We start from the raw sequence: 19968 nt of genomic DNA, 5'->3' as shown, positions 1-19968 counted from the left end.
TGCGAGAGCAGCCGACCCGCACGCGGCCACCGCGGCGCAACAGATGGAGGCAGGACCACCCCATGGCTAATCCTTTCGTCAAGGCCTGGAAATACATGATGGCCCTCTTCAATTCCAAGATCGACGAGAAGGCCGACCCCAAGGTTCAGATTCAGCAGGCGATCGAAGACGCGCAGCGGCAGCACCAGGCGCTGTCTCAGCAGGCGGCGTCCGTCATCGGCAATCAGCGTCAGCTCGAAATGAAGCTCAGCAGGCAGCTGGACGAGGTCGAGAAGCTCAACGCCAACGCGCGTCAGGCCGTGACGCTGGCCGATCAGGCCGCTACTGCGGGTGACGTCGAGAAGGCCACGCAGTACACCAACGCGGCCGAGGCGTTCGCGGCTCAGCTCGTGACTGCCGAGCAGAGCGTCGAGGACCTCAAGGTTCTGCACGACCAGTCTCTGCAGGCTGCCACACAGGCCAAGAAAGCCGTCGAGCAGAACGCGATGGCCCTGCAGTCGAAGGTCGCCGAGCGCACCAAACTGCTCAGCCAGCTCGAGCAGGCGAAGATGCAGGAGAAGGTCAGCGAATCGCTGCGCTCGATGGACAGCACGTTGTCGGCACCGGGAAACACCCCGAGTCTCGATGCGGTGCGCGACAAGATCGAGCGTCGCTACGCAGACGCGCTCGGTTCCGCCGAGCTCGCTCAGAACTCCGTGTCCGGACGGATGCTCGAGGTTCAGCAGGCATCTGTGCAGATGGCCGGTCACAGCCGGCTCGAGCAGATCCGTGCCTCCATGGCCGGTGACTCCCTGCCCACGGGTAATTCCGCCGCCAAGCCGTCGATCGCCAAGGCCCCGGACGCAACGCCCGAGCCGCCGGCACAGGCGTGATCGACCGAACGCGAAGTTCGTTCGAGTAGACAGTAGTTCGGACACATGAGCAACAAGAATCACGAACCCGGCCGGTCGCGTAAGCGGCCGGCCGTTTCGTTGGACAGGGAGACTGTGACAGCCGCCGTTGCCGAATCCGGAGCGGTGGTCCGGTCTCTGGCCGAGACAGCGCGGGCCGCAGGAACCTCACTGCTCGATGCCGCCGGCCGTCGTAAGGACCCACGTGCCAAGCACCTGAAGAAGATTCGACGGGCTCGCCGGCGAAGTATCAGGTTCGGGGCCGCGTCGACGACCACTGCGGTGAGTACTGCGGGGATCGCAGCCTTGTCGGCTCCGGAATGGACTCTGTTCGTCGGTGGTGGTTCTGCCGCGCTCTTGGCCGTTCCTGCTGTGTACGCCTTCGGTCGTTTGCGGCGACTGCGAGGTCAACCGGTTCCGGTGGGACTGCCCGGCAGGCGTTCGTTACCGCAGCGTGGATCTGCCGCCTTCGAGCCGATGTCACGATTGGCGGGCGCAGAGCAGAGTCTGTTCGAGCTGCTCGGAATTCTGGCGCGATCGGGCACCATCGCCCCCGAGGACGTCGAAGAGATGATCGGCGTTGCCTCGGATGCGGTGAGGGGCTTGGAAGGTGTTGCCGTCGATATTGCGGCCCTCGAACGTGCGGGAGCGGCAAGCTCGTCGACACGCACGCATCTGCGGCCCGGAATCGAGGCTGCGGCAAGCGATCTCGCTGCCGGAGTGGATCAGTACGAGGATCTCGTCGCCGCTGCAGCACGGATGACCGGACCGGCCGGGTCCACGTCGAAGAACGTGGTGGAATCTCATCGCCGAGAATTGTTGTCTGCCACCGATCGACTGCAAGGGTGGGCCGACGCGCTCACCGAACTCGACGAAATCCGGTCACGACACCGGTGAGAAGATCAGGGTTCACCCCGATGTGTTCGCCGTGATCGGCTGCCAGTATCGACATAACGCGATACGACCCGGTGCGCGTCACACGGTAGGAGCCGTTCATGTTCTGGAAAATTCTCGGATTCATCGTTCTCGTCTGGATCGCACTTGCCTTGCTGGGCAGCATCATCAAGGGCTTGTTCTGGTTGGTCGTGGCCGGGGCCATCGTCTTCGGGCTGGTGTGGCTGTACAAGGCCATCTCCTCCGGTCACGACCGTTCGTCGCTGAAATACTGACTGCCGACCGCGTTACGTGCGCAGTGGGGAATCCGCTCCGACGAACACTCGCAACGCACGCGGCACGCATTCGATCGTGACGGGTAATTCTGCGATGCGTTCGCCGTCTGCGTACGCCACCATGTCGTCGCAGTGCACTGTCACGTTCCGGGCGCTGTAGACCTCGACCTCCGGAAGGTCGACGTGGGCACCCCGATACAACGTCGGCGACAGCGCAAGCAATCGCGTTCGACTCACATCCCGGACGACAGTGATGGCGAACAGCCCGTCGTCCACTCGTGCGGTCGGGCAGATGGCCATGCCGCCGCCGTAGCTGCTGCCATTTCCGACGGCGACGAGAACGGCATCCAGGTGCAGCTCGGCGTCATCCAATTCTATTGTGTACGAGAGTGTTCGGAGAGCAGCCAACTGCAATATCATGGCCGCGTTGTACCGCAGCGGGCCGGCAAGCCACTGCAGGCGGCCGGCGCGCTCGGTGACCAGTGAATCGAAGCCGCTCGACAGGACCGTACCGAACCAGCGCGTCCCGACCCTACCGAGATCTATCGACGTCACGACTCCGTCGACCACGAGATCCGCTGCGCGGGTGGGATCGTCGAGGGGGACCCCGAGCGTCCGGGCCAAATCGTTGCCTGTGCCCGCAGGAATCAGTCCGAGCGGAGTGTCGGTTCCCGCGATCACCTGTAACGCAAGATTGACGACCCCGTCGCCGCCCACGGCAACGACGGCATCCGTCCCGCACCCGACGGCTCGCTTCAACAACTCCAGCGCATCACCCGCCGTTCGGCCCTCGACGGTCGAGACGTCGAGTTCACGCTCGCGCAGACGCGTCACGGCGCGCCGTGCTGCGTGGACTGCTCGACCACCGCCGGCCGTGGGATTGGTCAGAACGGTCACCGATCGCGTCATGCAAGCTCGAATTCGTCGGTCACTCGATCAGCTTGCCAGGGTCGAGGTTTCCTGCGCAGGTCGGCGGCATGATCGGCACCCGACAATGGCACCGAAGAATACGGACGGACGGGCCGACGGTCACTGTGCAACACGGTGTCGCTGTTACTGTGAGGTATAGTAACGACACGAAATGTTTCCGAGTGAAGTACTTTACTTCCGACCGTTGTGCGAAGGGTGATCTGTGATCGAGCAGCAGGTGTCGACTCCCGCCTCGGTCGAGTCCTCCCTGGAGGCAGCACCCGAGAAGTCGGTGGAGGACACCGTTCTCGACGCCGCACGCTCGTGCATCCTCGAACGAGGAGTCAAGCGCACGACCCTCGCCGAGATCGCACGACGCGCCAAAGTCAGCAGGCCCACGGTGTATCGGCGGTGGGCCGATACCCGAGCAGTGGTGTCGAGCCTGCTCACCCGTGAGATCGCTGCCCTGATTCCCGACTTCGACGCCACCGCGTCCGGACGCGAGCAGATCGTCGTTGCTGTGGTTCAGGCGGGAGATCGAATAAGGCAGCATCCGCTGTTCGTCAAGATTCTGCGGTCGGACTCGGACGTGCTCGCGACCTACATTCTGCACCGCCTCGGTACCAGCCAATCGTTGATCATCGATGCGGTGGCGCGTCTTGTCGAAGCGGGACAACGTGATTCGTCGATCCGCGACGGGGATCCGAATACCCTGGCGACGCTCGTCCTGCTCATGGTCCAGTCCGCCGTCCAGTCCGCCGAGATGGTGTCCGAACGGGTTCCGGGTGGCGAGGTGGTACGCCAGATGGCGGACGCCGTCGACGCCTACCTTCGTCCCGACAAAGCCTGACCGTCGGTGCCGCTGCCCGGCACCATCGGTGATCGTCCAGCGCGGCGATGTGGCACGCTGAGCGCGTGCGAGTAGCAGTGGTGGCCGGCCCGGACCCAGGACATGCGTTTCCCGCTATCGCCTTGTCGCTGTTGTTCGAGCGGGCGGGTGACGATCCGGTCCTGTTCACCGGAAGCCGGTGGGTCGGCGACGCCAGAGCGGCCGGTCTTCGCACGCTCCCACTGGGTGGCCTGCTACCGAGACCGGAGGACGACGATCTCGATGCCGGGCAGCGCATTCATTCGCGCGCAGCCTTTGTCGCGACAGAACTGTTGCCGGACCTCGATCGCGAGAACGTCGATCTGGTGGTCTCCGATATTCTCACGGCCGGAGGCGGAATGGCTGCCGAGCGATTGGGAATTCCCTGGGTCGAGCTCTCGCCCCACCCGCTGTATTCGCCATCGAAGGGGTTGCCGCCCATCGGAAGTGGGCTCGCGCCCGGACGCGGTGTTCGGGGTCGTCTTCGCGATACGGTGATGCGCGCGTTGACGGCGCGCTCTATCGCCCGCGGGCAGCAACAGCGCGCCGACGCCCGAGTGAGCATCGGACTCCCCGCACGCGATCCCGGGCCGGCTGCTCGGCTCATCGCCACCATTCCCGCACTCGAAGTGCCGCGGCCCGACTGGCCGAGGGATGCCCATGTGGTGGGGCCACTGCTGTGGGAGCCCACCGACGAATTGCTCGACGTCCCCGCCGGCGATACGCCGCTGGTGATGGTGGCCCCGTCGACGGCGTTCACCGGGGCCGAGGGAATGTTGGAGATGGCTCTGAAGGGATTGGACGGCACAGGCGTCCGGGTAGTGGCCTCGGTGCTCGACGGGGGCCCCGACGACGTGCCGGAATGGGCGAATGCCGGACTCGGTCGCCAGGACGAATTGCTGCGCCGCGCCGATGTCGTGGTGTGCGGAGGTGGTCACGGCATGTTGGCCAAGGCGCTCATCCACGGAGTTCCAGTGGTCACCGTGCCGGGCGGCGGCGATCAATGGGAGCTGGCGAACCGGGCCGCTCGGCAGGGGAGTGCCGTACTGGTGCGTCCCGCCACCGCGGGTGCAATTGCCGACGCCGTGTCCGCCGTGCTGTCCGACCCTCGTCATGCGGCGGCAGCGACCTCGGCGGCTGCAGGCGCGCATCACGTCGAGGATCCTGTCTCGGTCTGCCGCGAGGTGCTCGCCGGTAGCGACGCCGAGGGCGGGCGTTAGGCTGATCGATGTGCGTCTGACCGAATTTCGTGAACTGCTCACCGAGGAGTTCGGCTCCGTTCGAGGCAATTCCCTGCTCGCCGATCATGTGCTGTCCGGTATCGGACGGACGGGCGCGCAGGCCATCGAAGACGGTGTCGACCCGCGGGAAGTATGGCGGTCGATCTGTTACGAGTTCGATGTGCCCAAGGAACGTTGGTAGCTCCACCGCATCGGCTCGAGTCGCTCGGCGTGTCGAAAGCTGTGGTAGTTGACTCGAACACGTGTTCGCCTATGCTGATGTCAACGGTTGCTGGCCGGTCTCGAAGAACTTCTTGTCGGTACCCCGTTCTAGCGTTACCGCCAACAAGCTGATCGACAGACACAGCTGAACGAAACGACACAGGGAGCTCACGATGGCTGCATACGACCGCGACAAAGCGCTCGATCTCGCACTCGCGCAGATCGACAAGAATTTCGGTAAGGGCTCGGTGATGCGCCTCGGCGACGAGGTCCGTCAGCCCATCGCCGTCATCCCCACGGGATCGATCGCGCTCGACGTGGCACTCGGCATCGGAGGTCTGCCCCGCGGCCGAGTCATCGAGGTCTACGGTCCTGAGTCCTCGGGTAAGACCACCGTCGCATTGCACGCGGTGGCCAGCGCTCAGCGTGCCGGCGGAATCGCCGCGTTCATCGATGCCGAGCACGCGCTCGACCCCGACTACGCAAAGAAGCTCGGTGTCGACACCGACGCACTGTTGGTCTCGCAGCCCGACACCGGTGAGCAGGCCCTGGAAATCGCCGACATGTTGATTCGCTCCGGTGCCCTCGACATCCTCGTCGTCGACTCGGTGGCCGCACTGGTACCGCGCGCCGAGATCGAAGGCGAGATGGGTGACAGTCACGTGGGTCTGCAGGCCCGTCTGATGAGCCAGGCGCTGCGCAAGATCACCGGTGCCATGAGCAACTCCGGTACCACCGTGATCTTCATCAACCAGTTGCGCGAAAAGATCGGCGTCATGTTCGGTTCCCCCGAAACCACCACCGGTGGTAAGGCATTGAAGTTCTATGCCTCGGTACGTCTGGACATCCGTCGGATCGAGACGCTGAAGGACGGAACCGAGGCCATCGGTAACCGCACCCGTGTCAAGGTCGTCAAGAACAAGGTCGCGCCGCCTTTCAAGCAGGCCGAATTCGACATCATCTACGGCAAGGGCATCAGCCGTGAAGGCTCGTTGATCGACATGGGTGTCGAGCACGGGTTCATCCGCAAGTCGGGCTCGTGGTTCACCTACGAAGGCGATCAGCTCGGACAGGGCAAGGAGAACGCCCGTAAGTTCATGCTCGAGAATCCCGATGTGCGTGACGAAATCGAGAAGAAGATCATGGAGAAGCTGCAGATCGGTGCGGACGTCACCGCAGAGGAGCCCGCAGCTGCTCCGGTCGACTTCTAACCTGGGTTCGCTGTGCAGCAGCGAGACAACGGCGGCGGCACCGAAGCGCAGGCGAAAGACGTCTGCCTTCGGCTGCTGACCGACCGGGCACGCAGCAGACACGAACTCGAAGCCAGCTTGGCCAAGAAGGGTTTCACCCACGAGGTCTCCACCGCAGTGCTCGACCGACTCGAGAAGGCGAAACTCGTCGACGACGAGTCGTTCGCGGAGCAGTGGGTTCAATCTCGGCACAAGTACTCCGGCAAGGGCAAACGCGCCCTGAGCATGGAGCTGCGGAACAAAGGCGTCAGCAACGAGCTGGCCGTGAACGCCCTGGATCTGATCGATGCCGAAGACGAGCGGCAGCGTGCTGCGGAGTTGGTGCGCAAACGATTCCGAACGCTGCATCTGCCGGATCCGAACGGGCCCGACGCACGAGCCGAACGCGACAAAGTGGTGCGCAAGTTGGTCGGGATGCTGGCCCGCCGCGGCTACTCGCAGGGAATGGCATTCGCCGTGGTCAAGGAACAACTCGATCGCGTGGGAGCCGACACCGAAGACTTCGACGGCCCAGATTCGATGTGATCGTCCACATCGAGTCCAGGTAGTCGAGAAACAGTATGGCCCGCAACACCATCGGTGTTGCGGGCCATACTGCTGTGCAGCCGAACGGTGCGGAGCTCAGGCCGCTTGACCGCCGTCGAGTGCAGGCACAACAGCGGCGGTGCCGCCCTTACGCTTTCGCGATCGCAGACGCCGCTCGACCACGGTCGCCAGTTTCGTCAACGCCGAGTTGATGATGATCATGATGACGGCGACGATGATCAGCGACGGGAGGTAGTTGCTGTAGAACGCGCCGACCTGCTGACCGGAACGGACGACTTCGACGTACCCGATGATGTATCCCAGCGCCGAGTCCTTCAGTGCCACCACCATCTGCGAGATGATGGCGGGCAGCATCGCGGTCACGGCCTGGGGGAGCAGTACCAGGGTCATGACCTGGCTCTTGCGCATGCCCAGCGCCGAGGCGGCTTCGCGCTGACCCTTAGGCAGTGAATTGACTCCGGCACGTACGATCTCGGCGATCACCGATCCGTTGTACAGAGTGAGGCCGGTGACCACCGCGGCCAACGCCAGGTACTTGACCTTGAAGACCTCGTAATCGGCGTACACCGCGTACAGGAAGATCATCAGGATCAGCACGGGAACTGCACGGAACAATTCGACGATCGCACCGCTGACGATTCGTACAGCGCGGTGATCCGAGAGGCGGCCGATGCCGAGGACGGCACCGAGAATCAGGGCGAACACGATCGACAATGCCGCCGCGACCAGAGTTCCCTGAATACCGGGCAACAGATACGTGGTCCACGTTGTCGATTCGAGGAACGGGTCCCACTTCTCGGCAGTGAGCTGCCCCTTCGAGTCGAGGGCGCGGTAGATCAGAAATGCGATTCCGAGCGAGATCACCGCGACGACGACAGTCAGAATGCGGTATCGCAGTACCGCTTTGGGTCCGGGAACGTCGTACAGAACTGCTACTGCATCACTCATCATGACACCGCCAATCGCTTGCTGATGTAGCCGAACAGCAACCCGGTCGGGAGCGTCAAGATCATGAAGCCGAGCGCGAAGATTCCGCCGACGACGAAGATCGCGGCCTCGTTCTCGATCATGTTCTTCATCAGGAACGACGCCTCGGCGACGCCGATGACCGATGCGATGGTCGTGTTCTTCGTCAACGCGATCACGACGCTTCCCAGCGGGCCGACCACCGCGCGGAACGCCTGAGGAAGAACGACGATCGAGATGTTCTGGGTGAACGTCATTCCCAGCGAGCGGCCCGCTTCGGCCTGCCCCACCGGGACGGTGTTGATGCCCGATCGCAGTGACTCGGCCACGAACGACGCGGTGTAGATGCTCAGCCCGAGGATTGCCAATCGAAAGTTGTTGTCGTCGAGTGACGTCGGTGAGGACTCCGACGCCAGAGAAACGCCCATTGTCTGATATAGCCCGAACGAGGTGAACAGAATGATCAGGGTCAAGGGGGTGTTACGAAAGATGGTGACGTACGTCGCCGCAATTCCGCGCGCAATCGGAATGGGTGATACGCGCATCGCGGCGATGATCGTTCCGATGACCAACGCACCGACGAGGGATGCCAACGTCAGGTAGATGGTCGAGAGGAACGCGTCGATCAGTTGATCGCCGTACTTGCTCAATAGGTTCACGGTGCTTGTTGATCCTCACGGCTCGGCGAGATCGAGCCGTCGTGTCCCGCCCGCGACGAGCGGAACACGACGGCGTGGTCGATCAGTAGCAGTCGATCAGTAGCGGTCGACGGTGGGCGGGCTCGGCAGCGGGTAGCCCGACGCGCCGACGGTGTCGTTGAACGCCTGCTCCCAGGCACCGCTGGTCACCATCTCTTCGATGGCGTCGTTGATCTTGTTGCGTCCGTCGGTGTCGTCCTTGTTCAGGCCGATGCCGTAGTTCTCGGTGGTGAAGGGCTCACCGACCACCTTGAACTGACCGGGGGACTGAGCGGCGTAACCGGCAAGGATGATGTCGTCGGTGGTGACGGCGTCCACGGTGCCGTTGCGCAGTGCTTCGACGCAGGCGGAGTAGGTGTCGAACGGCTGAAGCTGGACTCCCGGGTACTCGTCGGCGATGTTCTGTGCCGGGGTGGAACCGGTGACCGAGCACAGCTTCTTGCCCTCGAGTGAATCGGGACCGGTGATGTCGGTGTTGTCCTGCTTCACCAGGAGCGACTGACCTGCTACGAAGTACGGTCCGGCGAAGCCGACCTTCTCCTTGCGGGTGTCGGTGATGGAGTAGGTGGCGACGATGTAGTCGACCTCACCGTTCTGGATCAGCGTCTCGCGCTGCGCGGACGGGGATTCCTTGAATTCGATGTTCGCCTCGTCGACACCGAGCTTGCCTGCGACGTACTTGGCCACCTCGACGTCGAAGCCGCTGAACGAGCCGTCCGGATTACGGAGGCCGAGGCCCGGCTGATCGAACTTGATGCCGACGATGAGGCTGCCGTTCTCGGCGCTGCTCGAGATGGTGCGCGCTTCTTCGCCGCCGCCGCAGGCGGTGGCGACGATGGACAGAGCGGCGATGGCGACACCGAGGCGAAGCGGTCGGGTGATTCTCACAGTGAATGTCCTTCGGATAGGTCGTACGTAATGGGGCGAGCGGTGAATCTGATCAGTGACCGAGGATCTTGCCGAGGAAGTCCTTGGCGCGTTCGGACTTCGGGGACTTGAAGAAGGTTTCGGGATCGGTGTCCTCGACGACGGCACCGTCGGCCATGAAGATGACTCGGTCGCCTGCCTTGCGGGCGAAGCCCATCTCGTGGGTGACGACGAGCATTGTCATGCCCTCCTTGGCCAGCGAGGTCATGACGTCGAGTACCTCGTTGACCATCTCCGGATCCAGGGCCGAGGTGGGCTCGTCGAAGAGCATCACTTTGGGGTTCATGGCGAGTGAGCGGGCGATGGCCACGCGCTGTTGCTGACCACCCGACAGCTGAGCCGGGTACTTGTCTGCCTGGTTGGCGATGCCGACGCGTTCGAGCAGAGCCAGTGCGCTCTTCTCGGCCTCGTCCTTCTTGAGCTTTCTCACCTTCATCGGTGCCAGCATGACGTTCTGCAGAATGGTCTTGTGTGCGAAGAGGTTGAACGACTGGAAGACCATGCCGACATCCGCACGCAGTGCAGCGAGGGCCTTGCCCTCGGCGGGGAGTAGATCCCCGTCGACCTCGATGGCACCGGAATCGATCGGCTCCAACCGGTTGATCGTCCGGCACAGCGTCGACTTACCGGATCCGGACGGACCCACGACGATGACGACCTGGCCGGCCGGCACTTCGAGATTGATGTCCTTGAGTACGTGCAGATCACCGAAGTGCTTGTCGACGGATTTGAGCGAGATCATCGAAGGGGTGCCCGGCGGTGGTGTCGCTGCCGGGGCGTCGGTGGCGTGCGTCATAGGTGGAAACCCTATGCGTAGTTTCCTCGCCGACCGGCGTTTTCGCCCGCAGTCTTCGATTATGTAATGGAAACTTTACTGTCGGCTCGCATAGCGCCTGCACAGTCCGCGGAGGGCCCCGTGACCCCGGCGTGTCCGCCCGTGCGATGGACGTACCCTGAAGAGGTGCAAACGAGTGTTTTTTCGACCGTGGACGTGACCGATCGCGGGAGCGTCGACCCCGAGACGGCCAGTGCCCCATCGGCGGCAGGTGCCCGCAGCTACGAGGTGCGCACACACGGCTGCCAGATGAACGTTCATGATTCCGAACGCCTGTCCGGGCTGCTCGAAGAGGCTGGTTACGTGCCCGCCGACGCCGGTACCGACGCAGATCTCGTGGTGTTCAACACGTGCGCTGTACGCGAGAACGCGGACAACAAGCTGTACGGAAACCTCGGCATGCTCCGGCCCGCGAAGACGCGAAACCCCAATATGCAGATTGCCGTCGGCGGTTGCCTGGCGCAGAAGGACCGCAACACCGTCGTGGACAGGGCTCCGTGGGTGGACGTGGTCTTCGGTACGCACAACATCGGATCGCTGCCGGTACTGCTCGAGCGCGCCCGGCACAACGAGCAGGCTCAGGTCGAGATACTCGAGTCTCTCGACGCCTTCCCGTCCACCCTGCCGGCCAAGCGGGAGTCCGCGTACGCCGGCTGGGTATCGATTTCGGTGGGCTGCAACAACACTTGCACTTTCTGCATCGTTCCGGCGCTGCGCGGCAAGGAGATCGACCGCAGGCCGGGCGACATCCTCGCCGAGGTACAGGCTTTGGTGGACCAGGGCGTGCTCGAGGTGACGCTGCTGGGGCAGAACGTCAACGCCTACGGTGCCTCGTTTGCCGACCCCGATCTACCTCGCGACCGCGGGGCGTTCGCCGCGCTGCTGACCGCGTGCGGATCCATCGAAGGACTCGAGCGAGTGCGGTTCACGTCTCCGCATCCGGCCGAGTTCACCGACGACGTCATCGAGGCGATGGCATCGACCCCGAACATCTGTCCCACTCTGCACATGCCGCTGCAGTCCGGCTCGGACCGAATCCTCAAGGCGATGCGCAGGTCCTATCGACAGACGAAGTTCATGGGCATCATCGACAAGGTTCGCGCGGCCATGCCGCACGCGGCCATCACCACCGACATCATCGTCGGCTTCCCCGGCGAGACCGAAGAGGATTTCGAGCAGACGCTCGAGGTGGTGCGGCGCGCGAAGTTCGCCAACGCGTACACCTTCCAGTACTCCAAGCGTCCGGGCACCCCGGCAGCCGACATGCCCGATCAGGTACCGAAAGAGGTTGTACAGGAACGGTATCTGCGGTTGATCGCGTTGCAGGAGGAGATCGTCCTGGCCGCGAATCAGGCCCTGATCGGCACCGAGGTCGAATTGCTCGTCGCCACCGGTGAGGGGCGCAAGAACAACGCAACTCATCGGATGAGCGGACGCGCCAGGGACGGCCGACTGGTGCACTTCGCCGTCGACGCCGAGCGGGCGGGCGACATTCGCCCGGGCGACGTCGTCACGACGACCCTGACCGCCGCGGCCCCGTACCACCTGATCGCCGACGCCGGAGTGCTGACGCACCGACGGACCGCGGCAGGCGACGCCCACGAACGCGGCATCATGCCGAAGACGGCCCCGATCGGGGTCGGTCTCGGACTTCCCTCGATCGGTGCCCCGGCACCGCTTCCGGTTCAGACAGGATGCACCGTATGACAGACACAGATGGACCCGATCGCGTCGTACCCTCGCGAACCGCCGAGGAACTCGGACGAACCGAGCGAGCGGTGATGACCGAGCTGGATCCGGGAGCGCGAGCCATGGTGGTGGCCGGTCTTGTGCTGGTTCTGTTGGTCACGTTCGCGTTGCCGCACACCGGATCGGCCACCGGATTCGACGTGCTGACGGGCAGCGAAACAGCGGTCGCGGAATCGATTGCCCTGCCGTCGCGCGTTTTCGTCGTGCTGGTGCTGACGTTCGGTGTGGTGATGTCGGTGCTCGCGCTGGTCACCCGCGTCTGGGCGCTGGCCTGGGCCGCCCTCGCCGGGTGTGCGGTGTCGTCGGTGTACGGGATGCTCTCGATCTGGACGCGGCAGACCGTGCCGGACAACCTGCAGGGCGGCGGACCGGGCATCGGTCTCGTCATTGCGTGGATCGCGGTGATGGTGCTGACGTTCCATTGGCTCAAAGCCGTATGGAACAAGACCAACTCTCAGCTCGCCGCTCAGGAACAGCGCCGTATCGCGGCGGCGTCGGGCGAGCAGAAGCTACGCCTGTGGGACGGCCACTCGAACCCCTGAGTTCGTGTGGCCGCCCGCACTGCAGGTCACAACTCGTCGACGGCACTTTCCGCGGCATCGGCCCATTCACGCCACTGCTGGGCCTGCGCACGCGCCCGTTCGGCGTCCTTGGTCTTGCCTGCCGCCGTCGCCTTGGCCGCTTGATCCTCGAACTGGGCCACTCGCTCACGGAACTGAGCCGCGCGGGCAACCGCCTCGGGGTCGGACCGACGCCACTGAGACTCCACGGCGTCGTGGACGGTCTTCTCGATCGCGCGGAGCTTGCCTTCGAGTTCCTGCATCTTCTCGCGCGGAACCTTGCCGATGGCGTCCCACTTGTCCTGCAGATCACGCAGCGCCGCACGAGCAGCGTCCAGGTCCTTGCTCGGATCGATATGTGTCTTTGCCAACAACGCTTCCTTGGCCTCGGCGTTGGCCTCGAATTCCGCGTCCCGCTCCGACGCCGCGGCGTTGCGTGCCGCGAAGAATACGTCCTGGGCGGCCTTGAAGTTCTTCCACAATGCGTCGTCGGCGTCCCGCGGAGCCCGGCCCGACGCTTTCCACTCCACCAACAGGTCTCGGAATGCTGCTGCAGTGGGACCCCAATCGGTGGACGAGGACAACGCTTTTGCGCGCTCGACCAGCTCTTCCTTGCGGGTCTTGGCTGCTCCTCGCTCCCGATCGAGATCAGCGAAATGCGCTCCACGACGCCGGTTGAAGTTCTCCCTGGCCTTCGAGTACCGCTTCCACAGCGCATCGTCGATCTTTCGATCCACCCCGCGGATCGTCTTCCATTCATCCAGAATCTCGCGCAGCCGGTCCCCGGCATGCTTCCACTGCGTCGATTCACTGCCGATCTGCTCGGCCTCGGCGGCGAGGGCTTCCTTACGGGCAGTGTGCTCGGCGCGTTCGAGCTCCTTCTCCTGCTTGGCGACCGCCGCTGCTGCGTCGGAGTGCTCGACGACGGCGTGGAGTCGGCGAGCCAGCAGATCGAGGTCGCCGATCACCGCAGCCGTCGGCAGGCTCTCCAGCAGCGCCGAGGCCGCAGCCTTGGTTTTCTTGGCATCACCGGTACCCGACGTCAATCGGGCTTCGAGCAGTCCGACCTCGGTGGCCAGATCGTCGTAGCGCCGCCCGAAATGCGCGAGGCCTTCCGCTGCGTCGCCCGCTTGCCAGGAGCCGACCTGACGCTCGCCGTCCGAGGTGCTCACCCACGCGGTGCCGTCGTCGTCGACCCGGCCGTACTTGCTCGGATCGCTCGCCGGCGCGACCACGGTGGGCACATGCGCGGCCGTCGGGTGCGGCTTGGCTGCCGAGGAGCCACCGGGGCGGGGTGCCCCGGGACGAGGAGAAGCAGAACTCGGTCCGCCGGGCTTCGGTCCGCCGCCGGGCTTGGGGCCGCCACCTGGCTTGGGTCCTCCGGTCGGAGGTGTACCGGTCGCGTCACCGCCGGAATGATCGGCGGGTGCAACCGACGACGGGGCGTCGGGGGTGGTGGGGGTACCGGCGTTCGGGTCGGTCATTGTTCCTCATCTCTGCCGCGCGTCACGGCTGCCTACGATCGCGATCTGGACACCATTGAACTCGGTGACGACCGATCGGACCATTGAAACAGCTCAGACGGTTCGAGGTGGACTCGTCCGGCCAAGTCGCGTCACCGACTAGCGTGATACGTGTGTTCTGTGCCGCGGCCCTGGTGCCCTCTCCGCCGTTACTGGTCCCCGAACTGATGGGCCGGGCAGCAGCCGAGGCAACCGAGCTTCGGGCCGCTGCTGTGTCTGCTGTCGAGCAGCTGTCCGCGGTGGCCGACCGGTGGCTCGCGGTCGGCGTCGACGACGGCGAGGGGCGTTACGACGAGACGACGGTCGGCACCATGCGTGGGTACGGCGTCGATGTGGAGGTGCGGCTGTCCGGTTCGCCGGCACGGTCCGGGCCGGACCCCGAGTTGCCGCTGGCGGTTCTCCTCGCCGGCTGGCTGCGCGGTGCGGCGGCGGCCGACAGGGCAATCGAGGTCCGCACGGTACCCGCGGACGCGAGCGCACGATGGTGCTCGCACGCTGGGATGCAACTGCGCCGCGAACTCGACGCGTCCGACGACAGGTGGGGAGTGTTGGTGCTGGCAGACGGCGCGAACACCCTCACCCCGAAGGCACCGGGGTCGTTCGATTCGCGCGCCGCGGACGTGCAGCGTCGCATCGACGATGCTCTTGCCACCGCCGACGTCGACGCCCTCGCGGAGCTCGACGAGGGCCTCTGCGCAGCGATCGGCGTGCGGGGCCGACCGGCCGTGCAGATGCTCGCCGCACTCGTGGGAACCGACCCCGTCTCGACGACCGAGCTGTATCGGGGCGCACCGTTCGGTGTCGGATACTTCGTCGGAGTCTGGTCCCGTGGCTGACGAAACCGGGGCGACCGCCGAGGATTCGGCCACGACACCGGTGGCAGTGATCGGACCGACCGCAGCGGGCAAATCGGACCTGGCGCTGGACCTGGCCGAGGAGCTGGGCGGGGAGATCGTCAACATCGACGCGATGCAGCAATACCGGGGGATGGACATCGGTACCGCGAAAGTGACCGTGCCGGAGCGCCGCGGCATCGTGCACCATCAGCTCGATGTGCTCGAGGTCACCGATATCGCGACGGTGGCGCGTTACCAATCTGCTGCCGTCGCCGACGTCGAGAACATTCGATCCCGTGGCCGTCGGCCGATCATCGTGGGCGGTTCGATGATGTACGTCCAATCACTGCTCGACGAATGGGCCTTTCCCGCCACGGACCCGGTCGTCCGGGCCAAGTGGGAGGCGGTGCTCGAACGCGACGGAGTCGACGCGATCCACCGCGCTCTGACGGAGGTCGATCCGGACGCTGCCGCGTCGATCCTGCCCACGGACGGACGGCGGATGGTGCGGGCCTTGGAAGTGGTCGAATTGACCGGTCGGCCTTTCGCGGCCTCGGCCCCCGTCATCGGTGAACCGCGCTGGGGCACGGTGGTGCTCGGCGTCGACCGCGACACCGCAGAGTTGGACGAGAGGATCGATCTGCGTACTCGGCGCATGTTCGATTCCGGGTTGATCGACGAGGTCGAAGGGTTGCTGGAGCTCGGCCTGCGCGACGGAGTGACGGCGTCACGGGCGATCGGATACGCCCAGGCGCTCGATGTGCTGGCCGGGGAGTACGACGTCGACCATGCACGTGAGCGGACGTTCATCGGCACCAGGCGCTATGTGCGCCGTCAGCGGTCGTGGTTCCGCCGCGACGAACGAGTGCGGTGGCTCGACGGCGCATCGCCCACCCTGCGGTCGGATGCGCTGTCCGCGATCGAACTCGGCTAGGTCGGTCCCCGTAGACTCGCCGACATGGAATTCGCCAAGGGCCACGGAACGCAGAACGATTTCGTCGTGCTGCCGGATCCCGGTGCCGAGCTCCAACTCACCAGGTCGGCGGTCACGGTGCTGTGTGATCGACGGCAGGGGATCGGCGCCGACGGGGTACTGCGTGTCGCGCGCGCCGGGGTGCTGCGGGACGCGGGTGTACTCGATCGAATCCCGGCCGGTGTCGAGGCCGACGACTGGTTCATGGACTACCGCAACGGTGACGGCACCATCGCCGAGATGTGCGGAAACGGGGTCCGAGTCTTCGCGCACTACCTGCGAGTCCACGATCTCGAGCAGCGCGATCAATTCGTGGTCGGCTCTCGCGCAGGCGCACGTGCGGTGACGGTGCACTCGTACGACGAGACCGATGCCGACGTGACCGTGGCCATGGGCGACGTCACCCTGCTGGGTTCGAGCGCGACGACCCTGGCCGGTGCAGCGTACGAGGGGATCGGCGTCGATGTCGGCAACCCGCATCTGGCCTGCGTCGATCCCACGCTGAACCGCACCGCGTTGCGGGCGCTGGACTTCACCGCTCCGCCGACTCTCGATTCCGAGTTCTTTCCCCACGGTGCGAACGTCGAGATTCTGACCCGGCTCGACGACGGTGCAGTCGAGATGCGCGTCTTCGAACGCGGCGTCGGAGAGACACGCTCGTGTGGCACCGGAACCGTCGCTGCCGCCGCTGCCGCGCTCAGTTACGAGGGGCTCGAGACCGGAGACGTGAGTGTCGGTGTGCTCGGCGGTCGGGTCCGAGTGGCCATCGACCACGTCGGTGCAACCCTGCGCGGACCGTCGGTACTGCTCGCCCGGGGAGAGGTCGACGACCGTTGGTTCGCCGGTCAGTCCTGACCGTCGCGCCGGCTCCGAGCGAAACCCGCGTGCACACGCTGGGCTTTTCGTGGATCATGGGAGTTGTATGACGAACTCACATGAAACATCACCTGCGGGCGAACCGGTCGACCATGATGCCGACGGTTCACCCGATACCGCATCTGCATGGACCCGCGAGGAGTCCGACGCATGGTCGAGGCGGATGGCGCGCTCACCCCTCGACGATGACTCCCCGTCCTCGGGCGATATGCAACTCGAGGAGCGGACTGCGCTGCGACGAGTCGCCGGACTGTCGACCGAGCTCGCCGACGTCACCGAGGTCGAGTACCGGCAGTTGCGCCTCGAACGCGTCGTACTGGTCGGAGTATGGACCACCGGTACTGCGGCACAGGCCGAATCCAGCATGACCGAACTGGCCGCGCTCGCCGAGACTGCAGGCTCCGAAGTACTCGAGGCGCTGATGCAGCGCCGGGACAAACCCGACGCTGCAACCTACATCGGCTCGGGTAAAGCCAAGGAACTGCGCGACATCGTGCTCGCGACCGGGGCCGATACCGTGATCTGCGACGGCGAACTGACGCCCGCCCAGCTCAATGCGCTGGAAAAGGTCGTCAAGGTCAAGGTCATCGATCGAACCGCACTGATCCTCGACATCTTCGCGCAGCACGCGACGTCACGAGAAGGCAAGGCACAGGTCGCCTTCGCCCAGATGGAATACATGTTGCCCAGGCTCCGCGGCTGGGGTGAATCCATGTCGCGTCAGGCGGGTGGACGCGCCGGTAGCAACGGCGGCGTGGGTCTTCGTGGACCGGGTGAGACGAAGATCGAGACCGATCGCCGACGCATCCGTGAGCGCATGGCCAAGCTCCGCCGTGAGATCAAAGGCATGAAGCAGGCTCGCGACACCAAACGCGAGCAGCGGCTCAGTGGCACGGTGCCGTCGATCGCGATCGTCGGATACACCAATGCGGGCAAGTCGAGTCTGTTGAACGCGCTGACCGGTTCCGGTGTGCTGGTTCAGAATGCGCTGTTCGCAACCCTCGATCCGACGACCCGGAAGTCGACGCTCGAAGACGGCCGCGCCATCGTGCTGACCGATACCGTCGGATTCGTCCGGCACTTGCCGACCCAGCTGGTCGAGGCCTTCCGCTCCACGCTGGAGGAAGTGACCGACGCCGACCTGTTGCTGCACGTGGTCGACGGTTCCGATCCGCTACCGATCGATCAAATCAAAGCAGTACGCGAAGTGATCACCGAGGTGGTCCGCGAGCAGGACGCGAAGATGCCACCGGAGTTGTTGGTGGTCAACAAGATCGACGCCGCAGATCCGGTCCAGCTGACGCAGTTGCGTGGCCTGCTCGACGGCGCACGATTCGTCTCGGCCAAGACCGGTGAAGGCATCGATGCACTGCGGGATCACCTCGGCGACATTCTGTCCGAGCCCGATGTGTTGGTCGACGTCCTCGTCCCGTACACCCGCGGCGACCTGGTCGCCCGGATCCACACCGACGGCCGAATAGTGCAATCGACGCACGAGGCGGACGGCACGCGCGTCGAAGCTCGTGTGCCGCAATCACTTGCGGCCGCCCTCGTCGAGTTCACCGCGACCGTACCCAGCGCCTGAGTTCGGTGAATCCGCGCGCAGTGGTGCGTGGTGGTGCCGCGGCCGTGGTCGGCACGGCGATCGTGCTGACCTGTGCATCGACCGCCCTGGCCGCGCCGGTCGACGTTGCAACCTACTGTCTACCAACCGATCCCGGACTCGACGAGCTGTCCGGTGCGACGGTGCTCGACGGCACCGTGTACGGGATCGGCGACAGCGGTGCCGATGATCGGGTGGCGGTGCTCGACGCGAATTGTGCGGTGCAGCGCTGGATCGACGTTCCCGTCGACCCGTACGACGTGGAGGACATGGCGTCGTACGACGGCTCACTGTGGTTGGCCGACATCGGCGACAATCAGTTGCGCCGCGACACTGTGGCACTGACGCGAATGGACCCGGAAACAGGCGCGGGCGAGCTGTATCGACTGGCCTACCCCGACGGCGCACACGACGCCGAGACACTGCTCATCGAACCCGGCGGTCGGCCGGTGATCGTCACCAAGGAACTCTCGGGTGTCAGCGGGGTATACGTACCGACCGGAGACGAATCCGTCACCGATCTGAGCAGTCCGGGCCCGACGCCGCTGCGCAAGGTCGGTGAGATGGCTTTCACGGCCACCGGTACGGCCGGTGGGCCGCCGTTCGTGGTCGGCTCGATCCTGGCTACCGGGGGAGCGGTGAGTGCAAACGGATCGACCGCCGTGGTGCGCACGTACACCGATGCGTATGTGTTCCGTCCGCCCGACGGGGACGTCGCGTCGGCGCTGGTCGACCCCACCTCACCCCGAGCCGTTTTCGCGCTACCGGCTCAGCCACAGGGCGAGGCGGCGACGTTCCTGGACGACGGTTCCCTTCTGCTCGCGTCGGAAGCCGGGTTCGCACCGACCGACGGAACGCTGCCGCCCATTTTGAAGATTCCGAACCTGACGTCGGTGGAGCTGTCGACACCTTCGGCTACGCCGGCGTCGCCGACCCGCGATCCTGCTGCTCCTGCGGCACCCGCACAGACGACGACAGCGACGGACTCGGAATGGCAATTCCGAGCTGCCGTCGCTGCCGGGGTGGTGCTGATCGCCGGAGCGGTGGGATTCACCGTCCGGCGATCGATGCGCTCTGGTTAGGCGTCCAGGTCTGCTTCGACGAGTGCTGCAACCTTGTCGAGTGCTGCTTGGTCGTCGCTGGTGACGGTGACTTCGGTGCCCTTGGTGGCGCCGAGCGTCATGATCATCAGGGCCGAACCGGCGTCCACCGGCTCGGAGTCCGCTGTTGCCAGCGTGACGTCGACTCCGGCTTCGGCTACGGCATCGGCGATCAGTGCTGCGGGGCGGGCGTGCAGGCCGATCGAGGATCCGACTGCGACTGTGGTGCTGGGCATGTGCTGCTCCTT

22 protein-coding genes are annotated in these 19968 nt (G+C 64.9%); 15 read left to right on the top strand and 7 right to left on the bottom strand.

Features of this window, described 5'->3' with window-relative positions; translation table 11 throughout:
* The first annotated feature begins 62 nt into the window (after window positions 1–62).
* From RFA01S_RS13480 to RFA01S_RS27760, 3 genes are all read left to right on the top strand, one after another.
* Window positions 63–872: a PspA/IM30 family protein gene (locus RFA01S_RS13480; RefSeq protein ID WP_027496827.1), complete on the top strand. Its 810-nt coding sequence runs from the start codon at window positions 63–65 to the stop codon at window positions 870–872.
* 45 nt (window positions 873–917) lie between these two features.
* Complete coding sequence (gene pspM / locus RFA01S_RS13475; RefSeq protein ID WP_236253812.1) at window positions 918–1787, top strand: phage shock envelope stress response protein PspM; 870 nt, start codon at window positions 918–920, stop codon at window positions 1785–1787.
* Window positions 1788–1885: 98 nt separating this feature from the next.
* The gene (locus RFA01S_RS27760; RefSeq protein WP_027496829.1) at window positions 1886–2059 is read left to right on the top strand and encodes a hypothetical protein; all 174 of its coding nucleotides are present in this window, start codon (window positions 1886–1888) and stop codon (window positions 2057–2059) included.
* Window positions 2060–2071: 12 nt separating this feature from the next.
* Here RFA01S_RS27760 and RFA01S_RS13470 read toward each other — a convergent pair whose 3' ends face one another.
* Window positions 2072–2968: a diacylglycerol kinase gene (locus tag RFA01S_RS13470; RefSeq protein ID WP_027496830.1), complete on the bottom strand. Its 897-nt coding sequence runs from the start codon at window positions 2966–2968 to the stop codon at window positions 2072–2074.
* Between the two features lie 268 nt (window positions 2969–3236).
* Here RFA01S_RS13470 and RFA01S_RS13465 point away from each other — a divergent pair, with 268 nt between their 5' ends.
* The 5 genes from RFA01S_RS13465 to RFA01S_RS13445 all read left to right on the top strand — a co-directional run bounded on the left by RFA01S_RS13465 (window position 3237) and on the right by RFA01S_RS13445 (window position 7053).
* On the top strand, window positions 3237–3818 hold the full coding sequence (locus tag RFA01S_RS13465; protein WP_032372827.1) for a TetR/AcrR family transcriptional regulator: 582 nt from the start codon (window positions 3237–3239) through the stop codon (window positions 3816–3818).
* A 65-nt stretch (window positions 3819–3883) separates the two neighbouring features.
* The gene (locus RFA01S_RS13460) at window positions 3884–5056 is read left to right on the top strand and encodes a glycosyltransferase (protein WP_032407123.1); all 1173 of its coding nucleotides are present in this window, start codon (window positions 3884–3886) and stop codon (window positions 5054–5056) included.
* Window positions 5057–5066: 10 nt separating this feature from the next.
* Entirely contained in the window at window positions 5067–5258 is a 192-nt protein-coding gene (locus tag RFA01S_RS13455; RefSeq protein WP_027496833.1) for a DUF3046 domain-containing protein, read from the top strand.
* Window positions 5259–5451: 193 nt separating this feature from the next.
* Window positions 5452–6489 (top strand): recombinase RecA, encoded by a 1038-nt coding sequence (recA, locus tag RFA01S_RS13450; RefSeq protein ID WP_027496834.1) that lies wholly within the window; start codon window positions 5452–5454, stop codon window positions 6487–6489.
* A gap of 12 nt (window positions 6490–6501) precedes the next feature.
* A complete protein-coding gene (locus RFA01S_RS13445; protein ID WP_032407084.1) occupies window positions 6502–7053 on the top strand; it encodes a regulatory protein RecX in 552 nt (183 codons plus the stop codon).
* 96 nt (window positions 7054–7149) lie between these two features.
* Here RFA01S_RS13445 and RFA01S_RS13440 read toward each other — a convergent pair whose 3' ends face one another.
* From RFA01S_RS13440 to RFA01S_RS13425, 4 genes are all read right to left on the bottom strand, one after another.
* Window positions 7150–8022 carry an amino acid ABC transporter permease gene (locus RFA01S_RS13440; protein WP_027496836.1) on the bottom strand — a complete coding sequence of 291 codons (873 nt, stop codon included), beginning with the start codon at window positions 8020–8022 and terminating at the stop codon, window positions 7150–7152.
* A complete protein-coding gene (locus RFA01S_RS13435) occupies window positions 8022–8699 on the bottom strand; it encodes an amino acid ABC transporter permease (protein WP_027496837.1) in 678 nt (225 codons plus the stop codon). The genes RFA01S_RS13440 and RFA01S_RS13435 overlap by 1 nt, the downstream gene beginning before the upstream one ends.
* 96 nt (window positions 8700–8795) lie before the next feature.
* Complete coding sequence (locus tag RFA01S_RS13430; protein ID WP_027496838.1) at window positions 8796–9626, bottom strand: glutamate ABC transporter substrate-binding protein; 831 nt, start codon at window positions 9624–9626, stop codon at window positions 8796–8798.
* Window positions 9627–9678: 52 nt separating this feature from the next.
* Window positions 9679–10407 carry an amino acid ABC transporter ATP-binding protein gene (locus RFA01S_RS13425; RefSeq protein ID WP_174557262.1) on the bottom strand — a complete coding sequence of 243 codons (729 nt, stop codon included), beginning with the start codon at window positions 10405–10407 and terminating at the stop codon, window positions 9679–9681.
* 249 nt (window positions 10408–10656) lie between these two features.
* Between RFA01S_RS13425 and miaB the strand changes: the two genes are divergently transcribed.
* Both miaB and RFA01S_RS13415 read left to right on the top strand, forming a co-directional pair.
* On the top strand, window positions 10657–12207 hold the full coding sequence (gene miaB, locus RFA01S_RS13420) for a tRNA (N6-isopentenyl adenosine(37)-C2)-methylthiotransferase MiaB (RefSeq protein WP_072692104.1): 1551 nt from the start codon (window positions 10657–10659) through the stop codon (window positions 12205–12207).
* The gene (locus tag RFA01S_RS13415) at window positions 12204–12791 is read left to right on the top strand and encodes an Rv2732c family membrane protein (RefSeq protein ID WP_032407124.1); all 588 of its coding nucleotides are present in this window, start codon (window positions 12204–12206) and stop codon (window positions 12789–12791) included. Before miaB ends, RFA01S_RS13415 begins: the two co-directional genes overlap by 4 nt.
* A gap of 26 nt (window positions 12792–12817) precedes the next feature.
* On the opposite strand, the gene RFA01S_RS13410 is transcribed toward RFA01S_RS13415, so the two are convergent.
* Complete coding sequence (locus RFA01S_RS13410; RefSeq protein WP_032407086.1) at window positions 12818–14293, bottom strand: DUF349 domain-containing protein; 1476 nt, start codon at window positions 14291–14293, stop codon at window positions 12818–12820.
* 152 nt (window positions 14294–14445) lie between these two features.
* Between RFA01S_RS13410 and RFA01S_RS13405 the strand changes: the two genes are divergently transcribed.
* The 5 genes from RFA01S_RS13405 to RFA01S_RS13385 all read left to right on the top strand — a co-directional run bounded on the left by RFA01S_RS13405 (window position 14446) and on the right by RFA01S_RS13385 (window position 19702).
* Complete coding sequence (locus tag RFA01S_RS13405) at window positions 14446–15168, top strand: class III extradiol dioxygenase subunit B-like domain-containing protein (RefSeq protein ID WP_032372567.1); 723 nt, start codon at window positions 14446–14448, stop codon at window positions 15166–15168.
* Entirely contained in the window at window positions 15161–16102 is a 942-nt protein-coding gene (gene miaA / locus RFA01S_RS13400; protein ID WP_052060651.1) for a tRNA (adenosine(37)-N6)-dimethylallyltransferase MiaA, read from the top strand. The genes RFA01S_RS13405 and miaA overlap by 8 nt, the downstream gene beginning before the upstream one ends.
* A gap of 24 nt (window positions 16103–16126) precedes the next feature.
* Entirely contained in the window at window positions 16127–16996 is an 870-nt protein-coding gene (dapF, locus tag RFA01S_RS13395; protein WP_032372566.1) for a diaminopimelate epimerase, read from the top strand.
* 184 nt (window positions 16997–17180) lie between these two features.
* Window positions 17181–18602, top strand: coding sequence for a GTPase HflX (gene hflX, locus RFA01S_RS13390; protein ID WP_051365137.1), 1422 nt, complete (start codon window positions 17181–17183; stop codon window positions 18600–18602).
* 5 nt (window positions 18603–18607) lie between these two features.
* Complete coding sequence (locus RFA01S_RS13385) at window positions 18608–19702, top strand: hypothetical protein (protein ID WP_032407087.1); 1095 nt, start codon at window positions 18608–18610, stop codon at window positions 19700–19702.
* Here RFA01S_RS13385 and RFA01S_RS13380 read toward each other — a convergent pair.
* Window positions 19699–19956, bottom strand: a complete 258-nt coding sequence (locus RFA01S_RS13380) for an HPr family phosphocarrier protein (RefSeq protein ID WP_027496848.1) — start codon at window positions 19954–19956, stop codon at window positions 19699–19701. The two genes, RFA01S_RS13385 and RFA01S_RS13380, sit on opposite strands and share 4 nt — an antisense overlap.
* Window positions 19957–19968 lie beyond the last annotated feature (12 nt).

This window comes from Rhodococcoides fascians NBRC 12155 = LMG 3623 (assembly GCF_001894785.1).
Taxonomy (GTDB): domain Bacteria; phylum Actinomycetota; class Actinomycetes; order Mycobacteriales; family Mycobacteriaceae; genus Rhodococcoides; species Rhodococcoides fascians.
Note: the sequence above shows the minus strand (reverse complement) of the source record. Positions and strands in the feature narration are given on the sequence as shown.